The following is an 18301-nucleotide window of genomic DNA, read 5'->3' as shown; positions in this document are numbered from 1 at the left end:
ATTTGAGGGTAGCGAGAGATAGCTAAATGCGAGAGTTTGCCAGAGCTTGCGGGATCTGCGGGATCTGCGGGATCTGCAGGATCTGCGGGATCTACGGGATCCACAGCGATCCACAGTGATTCACAGCGAACTCTCCAGCCTTTATCCTTACGGACTCAGGCGCCGTTATTTGTAGATTTTCGGCCATTTAGTGGTGTTTTCGGACTCCAAAGACACTATCACACCAAATCGGACGCATTTTCAGTCAATTTCCACCCAATAGCTGCATTGGAGTCCGATAGCACGCAAATTAGAGTGATTTGTTACTTTTAACGACTCCTGTGTCCTTTAGCACCCTACCTCCGAATACATCAATCACCCATCGTTCTCTTGCGTAAACTCGGCTAATCTGCGATAAATCCCAACTATCTCTTCCATCGGCATTCTAACTAATCCGCTAGAAGAGGGTGCAACAAATTCACGGACACCATCTACCTTTGGAGGCACGTCCCCTTGAAATCCCCAGTTAGCTTTTGTTCTGCGGCTAAACTCTGTATACACACCCTTACCTACAAAACAGGCGACTTGAGGCCGATATTTCTCCAGCTTGGAGCGAAGCATTTCCCGACCCTCCTGGTATTCTTCACGAGTAATATCGTCGATTCCCCGTGTGGGACGGGCAACAATATTTGTAAACCCATAGCCCAGCTTAAGCAAGTCCCCATCCTCAGACGCATCATACAACCGGGGAGTAAGTCCAGACTGATGTAATATTCTCCAGAAATTATTCCGCGGATTCGCGTAATGATGTCCTACCTCGCCAGAACGGATACTAGGATTGAACCCAATAAATACAATCTGTAATCCGTGATCTAAGTGATCTGGAATTTCATCCATGTTATTATGCCTCCTAACCAAACGTCGATCTAGTTCAACTTACGGGGTATACACCTTAAGACAGGACGGCGGTATATGACCTGCCAACCATACCTTATTACCCGCCTTATAAAAGGTTACACCCATTTGACCCGCTCTAATCGTATCAACGGTTAACAATATCAATTTCCCTCTGCGACTTCCGGCTAAACTGGCAAAATGAGTCCCTTCAGACAAATGAACATACTGCCGTCCCATCGATTGGAGCCCCTCCTCCAAAATCACAGAAAGCACACCAGAATGAGTTCCGTGAAAAAGTATAGCAGGCGGAGTCCCCGGCCCATAAGTGATTTTTGTATGGCTATGCCCGTACCGGGCTTTGATCCGGTCGTCAATGATTTCCAATCGTTGCTTGTCACAATCTGCGACCACTTGCCGAATATCTCCCACAGTCACCTCTGACCATCTAGGAGTGCTTACAATAACAGACAGTAAATCATCCAACCTACAGGAACCATCCTCTGGATCCAAAATAAGACCATATTGCTCCGGGGTATGCCGAAGCAGCTTAGTCATAAATTTACTTAACGACACTTCCGCTGTATTGCTTAACATTATATTTTCACCTCAATTTTTCCTATTTATATTATTCTACAGTAAAGGATCTCTTCGAAGCAGATTCCAGAGGCATTACAGCAATCACACATCCATGTATTACCTCTTACTATGCAAAAAAGACCATGGACTCTATCGTCCATGGTCGGGCTTCACCTAAATACAAAACTCCTTACCAGTTAATACAGCGATGTTATTTTACCGGAACGAATATACTGGTTCAGAGGCTGATCTAAAAGTTCCATTTCATCCTTCTCCTATCTCCAAAAGCATAATCCACTATCCAGTTTATGTCAACCAGTAGTCTTTTATCTGTAATCTTTTACTTACCTTATTCTAAACTTATTCTTAACTTATTCTTAACTTATTTCAGCAATGCTTTCAATTCAGGCGTCATATCCGATTCTTTTAACATTACGAAATCGCTATAACCCTCTTTGTACATCAACTTCACAATGTAGTTGCCATTCTCAACACCATAATGGAAATGATGGTCCAAAATATCTGTTAATAATGTCTTATCCTTCGTAACAGCCGTACGATTCTTTTCGCGTGCAAGCGCTACTCTTTGTTCAGGACTAGTAGGGTTCTTAGGTGTTTGCTCGTCCATATAATCATCTTTTATAATCTCTGCCGATTGGATATCTTCAGCTGTTATTCGTATTTTATCGGCATAACCTTTTTCGTTCATCCACTTTTCAAGCTCATGGAAAGAAGATTTCCATGGATAATTATAACCATAACTTGAAGAAACTTGATTGCTGTCCTCTTTTGCCTTTACCTCTGTTTGGATATTAGCCACATCAGGTATTCCATCCTTATCTATCTGTACTTCGTAGGACATATTCAAAATTTCGCGTTTGATAATCTCCTTTAGCTCTAAAATTTCCCCAGGATCAGAGATCGCTACTTTTTTATTCCTGTTAGTAACCCACATATAATCCAGGTCTTTGTCTAAGAGAGCTAAATTATACTTTTCATACTTGTAAGCTTCGGTATCCTTAACCGCCTTGAGCTCTGATTCAAACCCCTTATTAGGGATCCAGTATTCCCTCACTAGCTTGTGACCATTCTCCAATTGATAAGCCAGAGTAAAATATTCATAAACGTATTGTTGTGAGGTAAGTTCTGGACGTACCGCAACTACCGCTTGATGGAGTTTACGGACAGCTTCTATATAATCTTTATCATCGGAAAAAGGGTTCTGCCCCATGTAGGGTGTAGTGTACAAATCATCCGTTGGGGCATACAACCGGTAGTTAGCTCCCATATATACACCGCTAATCTTATCACCGGAAGGCACTCTAGCTTCATACCCCGTAACACTTGATACTGGGATATACAGAAATAACCCTATCATTACCGCATAAACTGCAAACTCAGCTACCATTTTACGCGTCATAATCTGCCATGTTTTCCGAACAATCATTTCTGCGGCGACATAACCAATAATGGCTCCGATGGCATATCCACCAATCACCCAGCCCATTTGCTGTTGCTTCATTTGCGCAAAATAATTACCGACAATAAGCATGGCACATAACATAACCCCTGCTTTAAACAGTGGGTTGAAATATCCAAAGGCAATAGCCTGACCCGCTTTTTCCGTATTACGTTTACGGTATAACAGGTACGACAACCCGATAAATAGAAGTGCCAATACCCCATAAATCCATAATTCTGTATTGGTGAAGGGTTTGCCGGTAAAATAATACACGATATGAACAAAAGGAGACCATATCTGCGAAATAGAATCACGCAAGTTAGAGTTTGCATTTGCATATCCATAAAGATACATAGCTAAATGGCTGTGGATTAATGAGATCAGTACAGCAGGAAGAATAAGCAAAATATAAATGATAATTCCCTGAAGAATAGATTGGCCCGTACATATTCCCACAAAAACACTAAAGCAAAAGAGGAACAAAGTCAGAATACTAACTGTAATACACCATTGCCAAATATCTGCGCCTTGAAAAATATAAAAATTACCACTCCACGGCTTAACAACGGCAACCACCCCAGCAGTTAACCAAACAGGCAGCAATAGTAAGGTAAGTCCACTCGTCAGATGAGCTGTAAATATATGCTCTCTGCGTAAAGGCAGGCTATGCCAAAGATCTGCGGGTGATTTTGCCTGAAGGTATCGGAATAAGAATAGTCCTGCGGCAACTGGGATCGTAATGATAAACAAGGCTTGCACACTACCAGCTATGCGAAATAAATGATCAACTTCCTGCGGTTTTGCATCCGGATTGCTGCTCATGAAGAGCTGTAATGGAAGTGCAAATAATAAGCCGAGTGCATATATAATCCCTATCCAGCCATGCTGGCGGAAGTTCTGGCGAAAAATACTGCTATTAAAGTAGTAATGGCTGCGCATCATATCCGACATCCCCCATTTCATAAATAAAGATCTCTTCTAACGTTAATGGAAGCAAATCGAATACGTATGGCTCGTACACCTGAAAAGCCGCTTTGATCCGTTCACGATCCCCTTTTACAATATATAGGTTCACACTTCCCCGGCGCTCTTGATGCAGAACTTGTAACTTGGCAGCTAACGGAATCTCATGCCGTTCATCTCGGAACGCCACTTGAATCTTATGTGTATCCGCCTTAAGATCATCCAGATCCTTCTCAATCAACATCTTCCCACCATGCATAATCCCGACATGATCGCACAGATCTTCAATCTCACGAAGGTTATGGGAAGAAATGATTACCGTCAACTCGCGTTCAGCAACCTCCTGAAATAGCAGGTTTTTGATCTGACGCCGCATCACCGGATCTAATCCGTCAATCGGTTCATCCATAATCAGCACATCCGGCATACAGCTTAAACATAACCAAAATGACGCTTGCCGCTGCATCCCTTTGGAGAAACGACTGAGTTTGCGTTTTTTATCGAGCTGAAATACGGTTCCCAAATCTTCAAAACGCTTCTGATTCCAGCTCGGATAAATCGAGCGATAGAAGGCTGCCATTTGCAGCATGGTGGATTGTGGGAAAAAGTAAGGAGCATCTGGCATAAAAATAACCCGTTGCTTAGTCGTCGGGTGTTCGAAAACCGCTTCACCATCCACCCGCACGGTCCCCTTATCTGGAGAGTAGATGCCCGCCAATGTTTTGAGCAGCGTTGTTTTGCCCGCGCCATTAGAGCCGAGCAGCCCATAAATTGTTCCTTTATGTACCGTTAAAGAGATATCGTCGACTGCCTTCTCGCCTTGAAATAACTTGCTGACTCCCCGAATCTCAATCATCACTCTTCCCTCCTTCTCTTTGCTTCTCCACTTGTTGGTACAAAGAACTAATCTCAGCTGCGGTGAACCCAAGGTATACCGCCTCCGCCATCAGCCTCAGCAACTCGTTCCGGACTTCCGCTTTTTTGATCGCATTTTGTTCTTTTTTCACTGGGGCTACAAAACTTCCTTTCCCCTGTAATGAATAGATATATCCCTCACGTTCCAATTCACGGTAAGCCTTCTGAATCGTATTGGGATTCACGGTTAGCTGCTGGGATAACGTCCTTACAGAAGGTAGCTGTTCATCCGTCTGCAAAATACCATGCAGAATCATCTCCTTGACCTTATCGGTCAGCTGCTCATAAATCGGCTTCCGACTACGAACGTCCAGTTCGAACATAACCTTCCTCCTTCCACTATCTTGCATTAAATCCATTATGATGTGTACTAACTGTACTACTATTATTAATACAGTTTTATTTATATGTCAACAAAAAAATCCCCAAGATTTTCCTTCGGGATTTATCTATTCCTTGCTATTAATCAAAATTACGTCCGATCGCGCCGAGCCAATCTCGTCCACAGTAGTTTTAGGACCCTGATGACGCTAATTTCTGCTTATAAGGTCATCTGAGTCCGATTGCGCCAAGCTAGCCTTGTCTCCCGGGGCTTTCGGACCCAGATGACGCTATTCGCACATTTTCCGCCTTTTGAGCGAAGTTTCGGACTCCACTGCAGCTATTGTCTAGAAAGACGCTCATTTCGGGCGTTTTTCACACCAATAGCGACTTTGGGGTCCGTTACCACTCCAAATGCCGCTAATTCATGCTTTTAAGCTCATCTGAGTCCGATCGCGCCGAGCCAATCTCGTCCACAGTAGTTTTAGGACCCTGATGACGCTGTTTCCCGCTTTTAAGCTCCTCTGAGTCCGATCGCACCGAGCCAACCTCATCCCCCGTAGCTTTCGGACTCAAATGACGCTATTCGCACATTTTCCGCCTTTTGAGCGAAGTTTCGGACTCCACTGCAGCTATTGCCCAAAAAGACGCTCATTTCGGGCGCTTTTTACACCAATAGCGGCTTTGGGGTCCGTTACAACTCCAAAAGCCGCTGTTTCCCGCTTTTAAGGTCATCTGAGTCCGATCGCGCCAAGCCACCCTTGTCTCCCGGGGCTTTCGGACCCAGATGACGCTATTCGCACATTTTTCGCCTATTGAGCGAAGTTCCGGACTCCAGTGCAGCTATTGCCTAGAAAGATGCTCATTTTGGGCATTTTTCACACCAATAGTGGCTATGGGGTCCCTTAGAATTCCAGATACCGTTGATTCCAGCTTTTAAGGTCACCTGAGTCCGTCGCACCGAGCCAACCTCATCCCCCGTAGCTTTCGGACCCAGATACCACTATTCGCACATTTTTCGCCTATTGAGCGAAGTTCCGGACTCCAGTGCAGCTATTGCCTAAAAAGACGCACATTTCCGGGCATCCGCTACAATAAACCTCCTAAATAAACGCAAAAAAAGAGACGTCCCTAAGCCATTTTGGCTTTAGAGACGTCCCTTTGAGTATTAGTGTCTGTAATTAAGCATACCAGCCCCATACGAAGATGAAGAGCGTACCGAATATCGTAACTAGACCAACGAATAAGGCATAGGCGATATTGATGTAAAGTTCTTTCTTGGTATCTGCTGATTCACCAATATGCATGAACAGGAAGAGCTGCAAGGAAGCCTGAATGAGGGCTGTAACAAGCAGGATAGCCATGTTCGCAGTGTTGGATAGATCAAGGTAGATTACAGCAAGTGCAGCCACAGAAAGGACAAGAGAGGCTAAGAAACCCATCACATGGCGAATTGGAAACAATTGCTTCATCATGCTACATCAGTCCTTTCAGATAGACGAAGCTGAAAATAAAGATCCAGACAACGTCCAAGAAATGCCAGTACAGCGAGAAGATAAAGGATTTATTGGCCGTAGCCGGATTAATACCTTGACGCTTCAACTGGATTAGAATAGCCGCACCCCACAGGAAACCGAACGATACGTGAGCTCCGTGTGTTCCCAGCAGTACAAAGAGACTGGATAGGAAACCACTGGTTTGAAGTGTAGCCCCTTCGTGAACATAAGTGACAAACTCCGTGATTTCAATACCAAGGAAGCCGAGACCCATTAGAAGGGTTAGTCCGAAAAAGACCATCATGGCTTTTTGGTAACCATGCCGCATGGCATGAACTGCAAGACCAATCGTGAACGAACTTGTCAGCAGCAGCAATGTTTCGATCATTACTGGACCAATTTCGAAAAGATCCGGCCCGCTAGGGCCGCTGGCAAAACGGTCTACCATTACAAAATAAACAGTGAACAACGTAGCGAACAGTGCAATCTCCGCTCCTAGAAAAACCCAGAAGCCAAAGATTTTATTACTATTCTCTTCTGTTGAGTATTCAAGCGGCTTAGACGCATCTATTTTCATACTGTCTCACCCCGCAATTTCTTTTCAGTAGCAATAACTTCTTCTGCTGGGATGTAGAATCCGTGATCCCGATCAAAGGACATAGCAGCTAGAACAATGAGGATACCTACTCCAGAGAGGATCGCTGGAATCCAAAGACTGAAGACCAGAGAGAACCCTGCAATGAAGAAGATAACACCCAGAACAAATGGTTTTCCTGTGTTGCTAGGCATATGAATCTTAGTAATCTTATCTTCAAAAAGCGGTACTTTATCTTGTTTAGCAGACCAGTAAGCATCGCGTGTTTTTACATTTGGAACCACTGCGAAGTTGTAAGCTGGAATCGGGCTTTTCGTTGCCCATTCCAAAGTACGTGCATCCCACGGATCTCCATCAGTATCTCTTGGTTCGTAACGAGTACTCCAGTAAATGTTATAAACCAGGATTACAAATCCAATAGCGAGACCGATCGCACCTACGAATGAGACCATACTCAGCGGGCCAAATCCGGTATCCGCAGAATAGGTGTATTGTCGGCGGGTCATACCCTTAAGTCCGAGAATAAACAGCGGGAAGAACGATACGTTAAAGGAAATGATAATCCACCAGAAGGCATGCTTGCCAAGACGTTCATTCAGACGGAAACCGAATACTTTAGGGAACCAGTAATGGAACCCTGCGATAACGGCGAAGACCGCACCCGGAATAAGAACGTAGTGGAAATGGGCAACCAGGAACATCGTATTATGGTACTGGTAATCGGCACTGGCCATAGCCAACATGACACCTGTTACCCCACCAATCGTAAAGATCGGAATAAAGGCCAGGGTGTATAGCATAGGTGTCGTAAAGGTTATTCGCCCTTTTCGTAAGGTAAATAGCCAGTTAAATATTTTCACACCTGTTGGTACGGCAATGGCCATGGTTGTAATCGAGAAGAAGCTGTTAACCATAGCACCTTGACCCATTGTATAGAAATGGTGAGCCCATACTAGGAAGGACAAGAGGGAAATGATCAACATACTGAATACCATGGATGTATATCCATACAGGTTCTTTTTAGAGAAGGTGGCGATAATTTCACTATAAATACCGAATGCCGGTAAGACAACGATATATACTTCAGGGTGACCCCATACCCAGAACAGGTTGGCCCATAACATATCCATACCGCCATTGGCCATCGTGAAGAATTGAGAGCCGAACAACCGGTCGAACATCATCAACGCGAGTGCAACCGTAAGCACAGGGAATGCGAATACGATAATTACGTTGGTGATCAATACGGACCAAGTAAACATCGGCATTTTCATCAACTTCATGCCTGGTGCACGCATTTTCAGAATCGTTACAATAAAGTTAACGCCTGTGAGGAGCGTACCAATACCTGAAATTTGTAGTGCGAGCGAGTAATAGTTATTACCCACCGTTGGACTGAACTCTAGACTTGCTAGCGGGAAATATGCGGACCAACCAGCATCTGGCGATCCCCCGATAACAAACGAAATGTTAAGCAGCATAGCTCCAAAGAAGAAGAGCCAGAAGCTGACAGCATTCAGACGCGGGAAGGCAACGTCTCTAGCACCGATTTGCAGCGGAACGATAACATTCATCAGACCGATAATAAACGGCATGGCCATAAAAAGGATCATAATCAAGCCGTGTGTTGTAAATACCTCGTTGTAATGCTGTGCGTCAAGAAATTTCATGTCCGGGGCTGCTGTTTGCAGCTTCATCATAATAGCGTCAACGCCGCCGCGGAAAAGCATAAGCAATGCAGCGAGGATATACATAATCCCAATACGTTTGTGGTCAACAGTAGTCAACCATTCGCGCCATAAATATCCCCATTTTTTAAAATAGGTCAGGCCGACGATAATCCCGATTGTAGCCAGAACAATACTTGCCATAGCTCCGTATATCAGGGGTTCGCCGTGGACCTTAAATTTATCCCAATCCATTAGGAATCGCTCCTTTCAAGTTGTTCAATTAACATTGACTAGTGTCCGTCATGTGTTGTGCTCTCTTCTAATGGAGAACTAGGTGTCGGCTCATCCAGTTCTGGATTAGGCTCGGTGTTGAATTCCGTCTCGCTGGATGGTGCTGGAGTCGGGTGAATTTCTTTATTATCCTGATGCTCCATACTTCCGTTATCCGTATCCATTTCAGTGCCACCATTACTCATATGGTCACCATGGCTTCCCGGAGGCGGGCTAAAGGATAAGTGAGTATTCGTATACGTTTTACGTCCGACATGTTCCATTTCCAAAAGACCTTTAAATTCATCTTCCGTCAGTGGACCCGCCGTTTCTTTAACGTCTTTCACCCATTCCTGATAGTCCTTATCTGTCATCGCAAGTGTTTCAAACTCCATGTGGGCAAAACCCTTACCATTAAAGTTCGCATTTCTTCCGACATAAGAACCTACAGTATCAGCTGAAAGATGCAAGGTTGTGATCATGTCGCTCATCGCGTATTTTTGTCCTCCCAATTGTGGGATCCAAAGACTTGAGATCGTACCGAAAGAATACAATCTGAACTCTACAGCGCGGTGAACTGGAATGTTAACGTAGTTTACTGTTTCGATACCTTCTTCTGGGTAGCTGAAATGCCATTTCCAGTTAGAGGAGGAAGCATAAATTACAAGCGGTTTCTGATCTTTATAATCCGCTGCAACATTTTCTACATCTACTGTTGTTTTGACGGTGACTACGGAGAGGAATGCCACGATAATAATCGGAATGGTAATCCAGATAGCCTCCAGCCATTTGTTTCCTTCCTCGTGAGGAGGAATATAATCTTCGTTGCTTTTTTTAGCACGGTATTTCAAAAGCACAAAGACATATAAGATGTAGACAACTGCCAGAACGCCGAGCATCATAACAATGGAGAGAATGATCGTGTCAGATAAAGTTCTTGCAGCCGGCCCCTTCGGATTCAGAACAGCGATTGAACTGCATCCTGGCAAGAGTAAAATTAGGCTGAGAAATAAAGCGTATAACGGTCCCTTTTTGTTCATGCTTAAGCTCCTTCCTTCAATACTTCTTTTATTAACCCTCAACATTAACCTTTATATATAGTAAGAATTTATGGAGAAGAAAGCAAAAGACTTATTTTTCCATTTATCCTAAAAAAGACCTTAATAATGGCGAACAAGTTAAATATGTGTGATCAATTTGTTACAAGTTTCTAATAGTATGATAAAGATCACTGTAACGGCGCTGTTTATAGGTTGAAAAATTCCGTTCAAACTTTGTTCAATAGTTTACTAAAGTTGCTAATTTAGACACATCTATTCTGCGCAAAACGGGGTGATTTTAACCATTTTTTGTTGATGCGCCAGTATTTAGCCGGAGTCGCGTGCTTTTTATGATTGTGGTTGAAATCACAGTTAACTTCTAAAAGGTAACAAATTATTCTGCTGGGGGTTACAATCTCTCAAATTTCATTCTATCAATGTATGATAAGGTAATAGACAAATATACATAGATAGGAGATTTTTGACGATGTCTTTAAAGAAAGTATGGCTATTATTAATCGTATTATTCATTGGTTCCGGATCAATACGAGCGATAGATTCAGTGAATGCAGCAGGTGCAGGCTCCCTTAGGTTAGGTGTGAACGATAAGTTAACAACTATTGAAGCAGTTTCGGTAAAAGATACCTATTACGTTCCTCTACGTGATCTATCACAGGAACTTAAGTTAACGCTAACTGGAGTGAGCGATGGGATAAAAGTTACAGGTCAGAACAGATCAATCAAACTGCTGAATGATCATGCAACAGCTACTCTAGGCGATGGAAAGACCATATCCATGAGTACATTTTTGAAAAACGGAAAAACAATGGTTCCACTGAAATTGACCTCTTATCTTGGTTTTGGAATTTCTTTTAAAGCAGATCAATATTTATTGCGTGTAAAAGATGGCTCGGCTACATTAGATGATGCAACATTTGTAAGTAAGTTTAAAAAGGAATTGAAGCCAAGCGCAACTCCTGGAACTTCTACGCCAACTGTTGGGAAGCAAGGTAAGAGCGTATACCTCACCTTTGATGATGGGCCAACGGCTACAACTTCTACATTGCTTGATATTTTGGCAAAATATGATGCGAAGGCAACTTTTTTCATGATCGGACCGAATATGAACCAGCATACTGCGCAAGTGAAACGGATTGCGAATGAAGGACATGGTCTCGCATTGCATGGAATGACGCACCGGAAAGAGAAGTTTTATGCTTCACCTGCGGCTGCGCTGGGAGAGATGGATAACGATAATGCCATTTTGAAAAAGATTACAGGTCAAAGCACTACACTGATTCGTCCTCCTTATGGAAGCAAGCCTTATTTCACAAAGGCCTTTAGAGATAAAGTCTTGGCTCAAGGTTATCATCTGTGGGATTGGAACGTGGACTCAGAGGATTGGAAATACAAGGATGCTAGTACGACGATCTATAATTCGGTAATGAATCAGGTTCATAAGCTGCAGAAATCGCAGACCAATCCAGTGATTCTGATGCATGATCAAAAAGCTACACTTAAAGTACTTCCGCGTATCTTAGAGTCATTGAAAAAAGAAGGCTATACATTCCACGTCATTAGCTCAGATCTGAAACCTCTGAATTTCTGGAAGGATACACGCTGAGTTTTTCAAAAAAATCAAGAGGGAATCCCAACAGCTGTGAACTAGCTGTTGGGATTCCCTCTTTTTTCAGGTCTTGATCTAAACACTAATTTTTGTTTAATCCAACCACATTCATGCTCCCGAGTTTTTCTATCGGACCCAGATGACCTTAATTGCTGGATTTCCCTATTTTCAGGATGCTATCGGACCTCATAGCCGCTATTGGTGCAAAAAACACCAGTTATTAGTGTTTTCCACACCAATAGCTGCATTGGAGTCCGAAACTTTGCTCCTATGGCGATAAATGGGCAAATAGCGGCTACTGAGTCCTAAACTCCACTCCCAAGCCACTAAATGAGCGAATGGCGTCTGCTGTGTCCGATAGCCTATGGGGATGAGTATGGGCCCACGCTATCGGACGCAGATGACCTTAATTGCTGGATTTAGCTATATTTCAGATGCTATCGGACCTCATAGCCGCTATTGGTGCAAAAAACACCAGTTATCAGTGTTTTCCACACCAACAGCTGCACTGGTGTCCGAAACTTTGCTCCTATGGCGATAAATGGGCAAATAGCGGCTACTGAGTCCTAAACTCCACTCCCAAGCCACTAAATGAGCGAATGGCGTCTGCTGTGTCCGCCAAACCAGTTGGGATGAGTATGAACTCACGCTATCGGACCCAGATGACCTTAATTGCTGGATTTAGCTATATTTCGGATGCTATCGGACCTCATAGCCGCTATTGGTGCAATAACCACCAGTTACCAGTGTTTTCCACACCAATAGTTGCACTGGAGTCCGAAACTTTGCTACAAAGGCGATAAATGGGCAAATAGCGGCTACTGAGTCCGATAGCATATGGGGATGAGTATGAGCCCACGCTATCGGACTCAGATGACCTTAATTGCTGGATTTAGCTATATTTCGGATACTATCGGACCTCATAGCCGCTATTGGTGCAAAAAACACCAGTTATCAGCGTTTTCCACACCAACAGCTGCACTGGTGTCCGAAACTTCGCTATAAAGGCGATAAATGTGCAAATAGCGGCTACTGAGTCCGATAGCATATGGGGATGAGTATGAGTCCACGCATCGGACTCTAATGACCTTAAACTGGGGAATATCAAGTAGACAGTGTGTTTGAAAAACTTGAGATCAGCCGGGAACACTAGGGTTACGGGTTACGGGTTACGGGTTACGAGGTACAGGGTACGAGCATACCGATCATCTCCAAGGTTTTTATTGTTTCCACGCCTCCGTCTTTCCACTAGTGTCGCTGGAGATCACATAGCATATGTTTGCCCGCAACTTGCTGGGACCAGCTTACGTCTATACGCTCCTGCTGCTGAGACCAGCTTACGTCTATACGGTCCTGACCTGCTGAAACCAGCCTACGTCTATACGCTCCTGACCTACTGAGACCAATTTACATCCCTCCCCCTTGACCAACTGAGATCAGCTGGCTCGCACTTGCTCCCAATCTACTATAACCACAAACAGCAGAGCAGCGATCTCCGTTACTGGAGAACCGCTGCTCTGCTGGTTTTAACAATATTATGAAGCCTATAGTTTGAAGCTGGACAATGTCTTTTGCAGATCTTCTGCGAGCACCGCTAAATACTGAGCTGAAGCCGACATTTCCTCCATTGCGGATAGTTGCTCCTGACTCGCTGCACTTGTGTCCTGAACACCTTCTGCACCTTTACTAGATATAACGTTGACCTGTTCCATAGCTGCTGCAACACCTTGTGATTCCATGGCCACATGAGCAACCGCTTCTCTAATCTCCGCTGTCTGTAAGGTAGCTTCTTTAATGGAAGTCTGAATCTCATGAAAAGCTTGAGATACCAGATGACTTTGAACTACGCCATTGGTGACTAGCTCAGTACCCAAAGCCATGGATTCTACTGCGCTTTCGGTTTGCTTTTGAATATGTGTAATAATATCTGTAACCCGTAAAGAACTATTTCTAGTTGCTTCCGCCAGATTACGAATTTCTCCAGCAACTACAGCAAATCCCCGTCCATGCTCACCGGCCCGTGCTGCTTCTATAGAAGCGTTGAGCGCAAGCAGATTCGTCTGTGTAGCAATACCGTTAATCGTTGTAATAATTGTATTAATCTCTTGTGACAATGTCCCTAGATTAGAAACAATCTCCTGACTCTGAGTTACACTGAGGTCAATTTCCTTCATCTGCACAATGATTTGGTCTACAGCCTCTACTCCACGATCCGATGAACCGGAAACTACTCCCATTAGATCCGACATTTCATAGCTGCTGCCCTCTACGGCTGCAATATCATTGGTCATTGCTTTTATGGAACGTGTTGTACTGTTAATGCTCTCTGTCTGTTCATCAAATCCCGCAGCAATCTCTCCAGAAGATACAGCGATCATTTGTGAAGCCAATGAGGTCTGCTCAGCACTAGCGCTCATCTCTTCCGATGAAGCTGACAGCAGTTCTGCACTCTCTGCAATCCCTTGCATCATCTTCCGCAAGCCCTGCAGCATATTGTTAAATGAACTGTTAATTTGGCCGATCTCATCCTTAGCGGTGTACGTTGCTACCACGGTCAAATCTCCATCTTCTGCCCGCTTCATTAGTCCTTGCAGTTCTTTAAGGGGTTTTGTTATCAGTCGAATAATTGCAATACTAATTACGAAACAAATCACCCAGGCGAACGTAATCATTATAGTATTGTTTACCCGCATGCTTTTAGCGGTTGCCATGGAATCTGAATTGTGTTCATCAGCATCTTTAAGCAAAGAATCACTAATTCCTTTAAGTAGGTTGATCATTTTTTCACGGGATTCGTTAAATTCGCCTGAAAATACTTTATAGGCCTCTTGATTATGATTACTATCAGCAATCTTTATAATGTTATCCCGCTGTGCACGATAATCTGGCAAAAAGGACTCATACTCTTTGATTTTACTTACAATAGCAGGATCATTATACTGAATCGCTTTCACCTTGTTCATAAGTTCATTATTATCCTGAACCTTCACTTGGATACTCTCAGAAAGTTCTTTGTTTTTGCTGGCATTTACGCTAATCAAACGCTCCAAAAGATAGGATTCAATAGCCCGATTATTCGTACGCATCTGCCCTACGTAAGAAACAGGCAATAAATTTTCATTATATGTCTCATTTGTTTTTTCGGCCATTTGGGTCATCGTAATGATGCCTATGCCACCTACAACATTAACCATGATTACAGCGAATACCAAAAGCAACCCTATTTTGTATTTCACTTTCAAATTTTTCATCTACACTCCGCCTTCACATTATCTTATGATCTATCTATTTTTATCGGTCGGAAGGGCTAAGAGTTTGATGATTTTTTAAATATTGTGTCGAATAAAAGTATATATTGTCATAAAACGACTTTCCTCAAATATAAAAAGGACGGGCACCCGATCCGCTATTACTCCGAATCCCTGTGCCCGCCTACTCAAACTTCCTCTTCCTTATTCTCCAGAGGTATAGTACCAGTACAAAGTATCACCGTTCTGCAAAATATAACTGTCTGCACTGATGCTTGGATCCGCATCCCGGTTCGTTTTATACTTCCATCCGCTGCTTGGGCCTCCATCAAATTCAGCCAACCCGTCAATAGATTTCACGTAGATGCTTCCAGCGTTGCCGGATGATACTACCTTAGTCCCTAATTGACTGACTAGTAAGCTATAAGCCGTTTCGCCCTCTTTTAGAGCTACTGTTGTACTGGCTAGGATGGTTCCTTTCCGGCTATCTCCAATCACTGAGAGGGTAGCGGTAGCTTTTGCTGGAGCAATAACAGACGATCCGACAGTCAGAGACTGAGTATAACGCGCTACGCTCGGTACGCTGTCTTTAGCATAACCGGTAACAGTCAGTGTATAGCTATTTGCCGGGAGACCCCCATCAACAACAGCTACACCTTGTTCATTCGTGATTACCTTCTTATCACCAATCGAAACCTGCACACCTGCAGCTGGTGAGGTAACCGGATCAGAAGTGAAGCTGTCCTGATTCCACACCCACTTTTTCTGTGAAACCTTTACAGTAAAAGCTTCATTAGCTTTTGGCTGTGATGGGGTAAGCACCACAGCATCTACAACCTGTGTATTTTCTCCTGCATAATAGACAAGCACACGATCGGATTCCTGTAGTTCGAACGCATCCATACCCACACTTGGATATATCCACTCCCCGCCGCGTGATACCACGAAGCTCCACCATCCGTCGTAAGTACCTTGCGAAACTCCATGGATACCTGATACAAAGTTGCCATAAGACGATTTGGTGATATCTACTTTAAAATCATCGGTAGACCCTAGTTGTTGCAATGCTTCAAGGGCATTGGAGGCTTTTAAAGTCCCCTCACTAATCAACCCTTCCGGGCCTTCAACGGTAAGCGAAGCTGTTACATTCTTAGAAATCACCTTTAGAGCTTTTGTATATTTAGCAATCGTTGGGGCTTTGCCTTCACGGTAGCCAGTTACAGTCAGTGTATAGTCACCTGCGGGCAGATTTCCTGAGAATACGGCCTCACCTTTAGCATTCGTCGTTACCTTGTGAGCTCCAATTTGGACCTGAACACCCGCAGCTTTTGCAGTTACAGGAGAGGAAGTATTCGTAGCAGCGTCCCATTTCCACGTCTTACTAGTTACAGTGACGGTAAAAGAATCGCCCTCTTTAAGATTTGCTTTGGAAAGCGTAACGGAATCCACAAGCTTAGTGTCGTCTCCGGCATAATAAACCAGTACCTGATCTGAATCTTTAAGTACAAAATCACTCATGCCTACATCGGGATTAATCCATTTTCCGTCACGCGATACAACATACATCCATCCGTCATAACCACCAAAGCTTCCAGCAGCAATATTTCCGATGCCAGTCACATAACTGCCCGAAGGATTCGTGATCGGCAAGTTCGTTTGAAGCGCCAGCTTCTCTAACGCTCCAAGTGCGTTGCCAGCATAGGCGTACCCTTGTGCCAACGTGGCCTGTGGTCCCTCAATCGTTACTGGAGCGTAGATGAGTGAGCTCTGAATGGAGGATTTGGAAAAATCGTATAGCTTACTGTTGCTTCCTTTATACAGCAAATTATAGGCAACCAGCGCCTGAAGCCCTTGCTCTGTCGCCAGAGTATTACTGCTTCCACCACGGCTATGGGTGAAGCTACCATCAGCTAGACGATAGCTGAGCAGGTTCTCCATTAGATCCACTTTGTTTTTGGTGTATTCTAATCCACTAGGATCAACTCCGAAGGATGTGAGTCCAAGGATTGCTTGTGCGCTACTTTCAGCACTGTCACCGTAACCCCCATGGCTATCTTGAGCTGCAGATAACCAAGCTACGGCTTGTAGCCCTGCTAAGTAGGCTTCGGGATTATTTTTATGTGCCGCCAGAGCCGTCAAGGTTATCGCTGTCATATCAGGCTCACTTGCGCCTGAGGTTAGTGCAAAGCCCCCATCCGGATTCTGTTTGGAGAGAATCTCCGTAAGGAGCTTATCCGCCGTCCATTTCGCGTCACTTGGGATATTATATTTACCAGAATCCAGCGCAAGTAAAGCATATACCGGATTATTAAGCGTCTGTTCACTGAGCTTGCTATTATTATAAATTTTCTCAATCAGATTATAGCCAGGAGTCGTTCCGTTACCAGCAAAGCTAGTAGGATCTGCACCAATCGCTCTCACTGCGAGCACGATTCGAGCATAATCGGTTACATTGGTGAAATCGCCAGCTGCATCCTTTACTTTTTTCTCAAGCTCTGAAAGGTAACTAGCCGGCAGCTTGTACCCTCCTTGCGCTAATCCAATGGCTTGCCAATCCGATTGCACGCCACCTTTCAAGAGATATTCTGCAGCCGCATAAGTCGCATCCGCAACATTAATCCGCTCCGCAGCAGTTGCCTCCAGACCGGCGCCAGCGCTCGCTTCTGCAAATATTTGTCCTGCCGGAGCAAGAGATGTTCCTAGAATTGAAATGACCATGAATAAGGCCAGCCCAAGTGCTACAAACTTGGAAGACATGATTTTCTTCATTGTTTAACCTCTTTCTGTATAAGAATGGGTACTGCCGGGAATAAGATGCATAACATAAAGACCGCCCCTTTGGAGGGCGGTCAGGGAAGATTACAAATCGAGGCTGCGGCGCTTGCTTCCTGCCAACAGTCCATCTGTATATGTTCCACATTCTTACCCCACGAAGAATAGAAACGCTCACGAAAAAGGCAGGTCTCCTGGCTAATGCTTCATCGCTGTTCTTCACCTTCCCACCCTACCTTCGGGGCAGTGGTTTATAGAAGAAACGCTCCGCACATACAGTGGCGGGACCGCGCCGGACTCTTGCACCGGACTTCCCTTTTAAGCAGACGACTAGATTGATAGAGTCTGCACCTTTTCCAGTATGTAGTATCTTATTTTGACATCCATAATCATATCTATTAATACATAGCATGTCTATAGAAAAGCTTAGTATGGGCAGCAAAAAAATGAACAGCAATACGCCACCTTCC

At 44.1% G+C, this 18301-nt stretch carries 12 protein-coding genes and 1 riboswitch; of the genes, 1 reads left to right on the top strand and 11 read right to left on the bottom strand.

What is annotated here, in order from left to right; translation table 11 throughout:
- Window positions 1-354: 354 nt before the first annotated feature.
- The 9 genes from NST25_RS04615 to qoxA form a co-directional block, all read right to left on the bottom strand.
- Entirely contained in the window at window positions 355-876 is a 522-nt protein-coding gene (locus NST25_RS04615) for a mismatch-specific DNA-glycosylase (protein ID WP_076129577.1), read from the bottom strand.
- A 39-nt stretch (window positions 877-915) separates the two neighbouring features.
- A complete protein-coding gene (locus tag NST25_RS04610) occupies window positions 916-1470 on the bottom strand; it encodes an RNA 2'-phosphotransferase (protein WP_340393399.1) in 555 nt (184 codons plus the stop codon).
- 364 nt (window positions 1471-1834) lie between these two features.
- Complete coding sequence (locus tag NST25_RS04605) at window positions 1835-3877, bottom strand: hypothetical protein (RefSeq protein ID WP_340393398.1); 2043 nt, start codon at window positions 3875-3877, stop codon at window positions 1835-1837.
- A complete protein-coding gene (locus NST25_RS04600) occupies window positions 3831-4733 on the bottom strand; it encodes an ABC transporter ATP-binding protein (protein ID WP_036680830.1) in 903 nt (300 codons plus the stop codon). The genes NST25_RS04605 and NST25_RS04600 overlap by 47 nt, the downstream gene beginning before the upstream one ends.
- The gene (locus NST25_RS04595) at window positions 4726-5115 is read right to left on the bottom strand and encodes a GntR family transcriptional regulator (RefSeq protein WP_076129581.1); all 390 of its coding nucleotides are present in this window, start codon (window positions 5113-5115) and stop codon (window positions 4726-4728) included. The genes NST25_RS04600 and NST25_RS04595 overlap by 8 nt, the downstream gene beginning before the upstream one ends.
- 1179 nt (window positions 5116-6294) lie before the next feature.
- Window positions 6295-6585, bottom strand: coding sequence for a cytochrome aa3 quinol oxidase subunit IV (gene qoxD, locus NST25_RS04590; protein ID WP_036680878.1), 291 nt, complete (start codon window positions 6583-6585; stop codon window positions 6295-6297).
- 4 nt (window positions 6586-6589) lie between these two features.
- Window positions 6590-7186, bottom strand: a complete 597-nt coding sequence (qoxC, locus tag NST25_RS04585) for a cytochrome aa3 quinol oxidase subunit III (protein WP_042124373.1) — start codon at window positions 7184-7186, stop codon at window positions 6590-6592.
- Window positions 7183-9126 (bottom strand): cytochrome aa3 quinol oxidase subunit I, encoded by a 1944-nt coding sequence (gene qoxB, locus NST25_RS04580; protein ID WP_076129582.1) that lies wholly within the window; start codon window positions 9124-9126, stop codon window positions 7183-7185. Before qoxB ends, qoxC begins: the two co-directional genes overlap by 4 nt.
- A 38-nt stretch (window positions 9127-9164) precedes the next feature.
- Window positions 9165-10184, bottom strand: coding sequence for a cytochrome aa3 quinol oxidase subunit II (gene qoxA, locus NST25_RS04575; protein ID WP_036680822.1), 1020 nt, complete (start codon window positions 10182-10184; stop codon window positions 9165-9167).
- 487 nt (window positions 10185-10671) lie between these two features.
- Between qoxA and NST25_RS04570 the strand changes: the two genes are divergently transcribed.
- Window positions 10672-11808, top strand: a complete 1137-nt coding sequence (locus NST25_RS04570; RefSeq protein WP_076309544.1) for a polysaccharide deacetylase — start codon at window positions 10672-10674, stop codon at window positions 11806-11808.
- A gap of 1547 nt (window positions 11809-13355) precedes the next feature.
- On the opposite strand, the gene NST25_RS04565 is transcribed toward NST25_RS04570, so the two are convergent.
- Together NST25_RS04565 and NST25_RS04560 are read right to left on the bottom strand one after the other, a co-directional pair.
- Window positions 13356-15062, bottom strand: coding sequence for a methyl-accepting chemotaxis protein (locus NST25_RS04565; RefSeq protein ID WP_076185021.1), 1707 nt, complete (start codon window positions 15060-15062; stop codon window positions 13356-13358).
- Window positions 15063-15263: 201 nt separating this feature from the next.
- Window positions 15264-17828: a DUF4430 domain-containing protein gene (locus tag NST25_RS04560; protein ID WP_340393397.1), complete on the bottom strand. Its 2565-nt coding sequence runs from the start codon at window positions 17826-17828 to the stop codon at window positions 15264-15266.
- Between the two features lie 169 nt (window positions 17829-17997).
- Window positions 17998-18201: riboswitch (cobalamin riboswitch) on the bottom strand.
- Window positions 18202-18301: the final 100 nt, after the last annotated feature.

The sequence above is a fragment of the Paenibacillus sp. FSL E2-0190 genome (genome assembly GCF_037992965.1).
In the GTDB taxonomy this organism is placed as follows: Bacteria; Bacillota; Bacilli; order Paenibacillales; family Paenibacillaceae; genus Paenibacillus_AQ; species Paenibacillus_AQ odorifer.
This window is presented reverse-complemented; position numbering and strand designations above follow the sequence as displayed.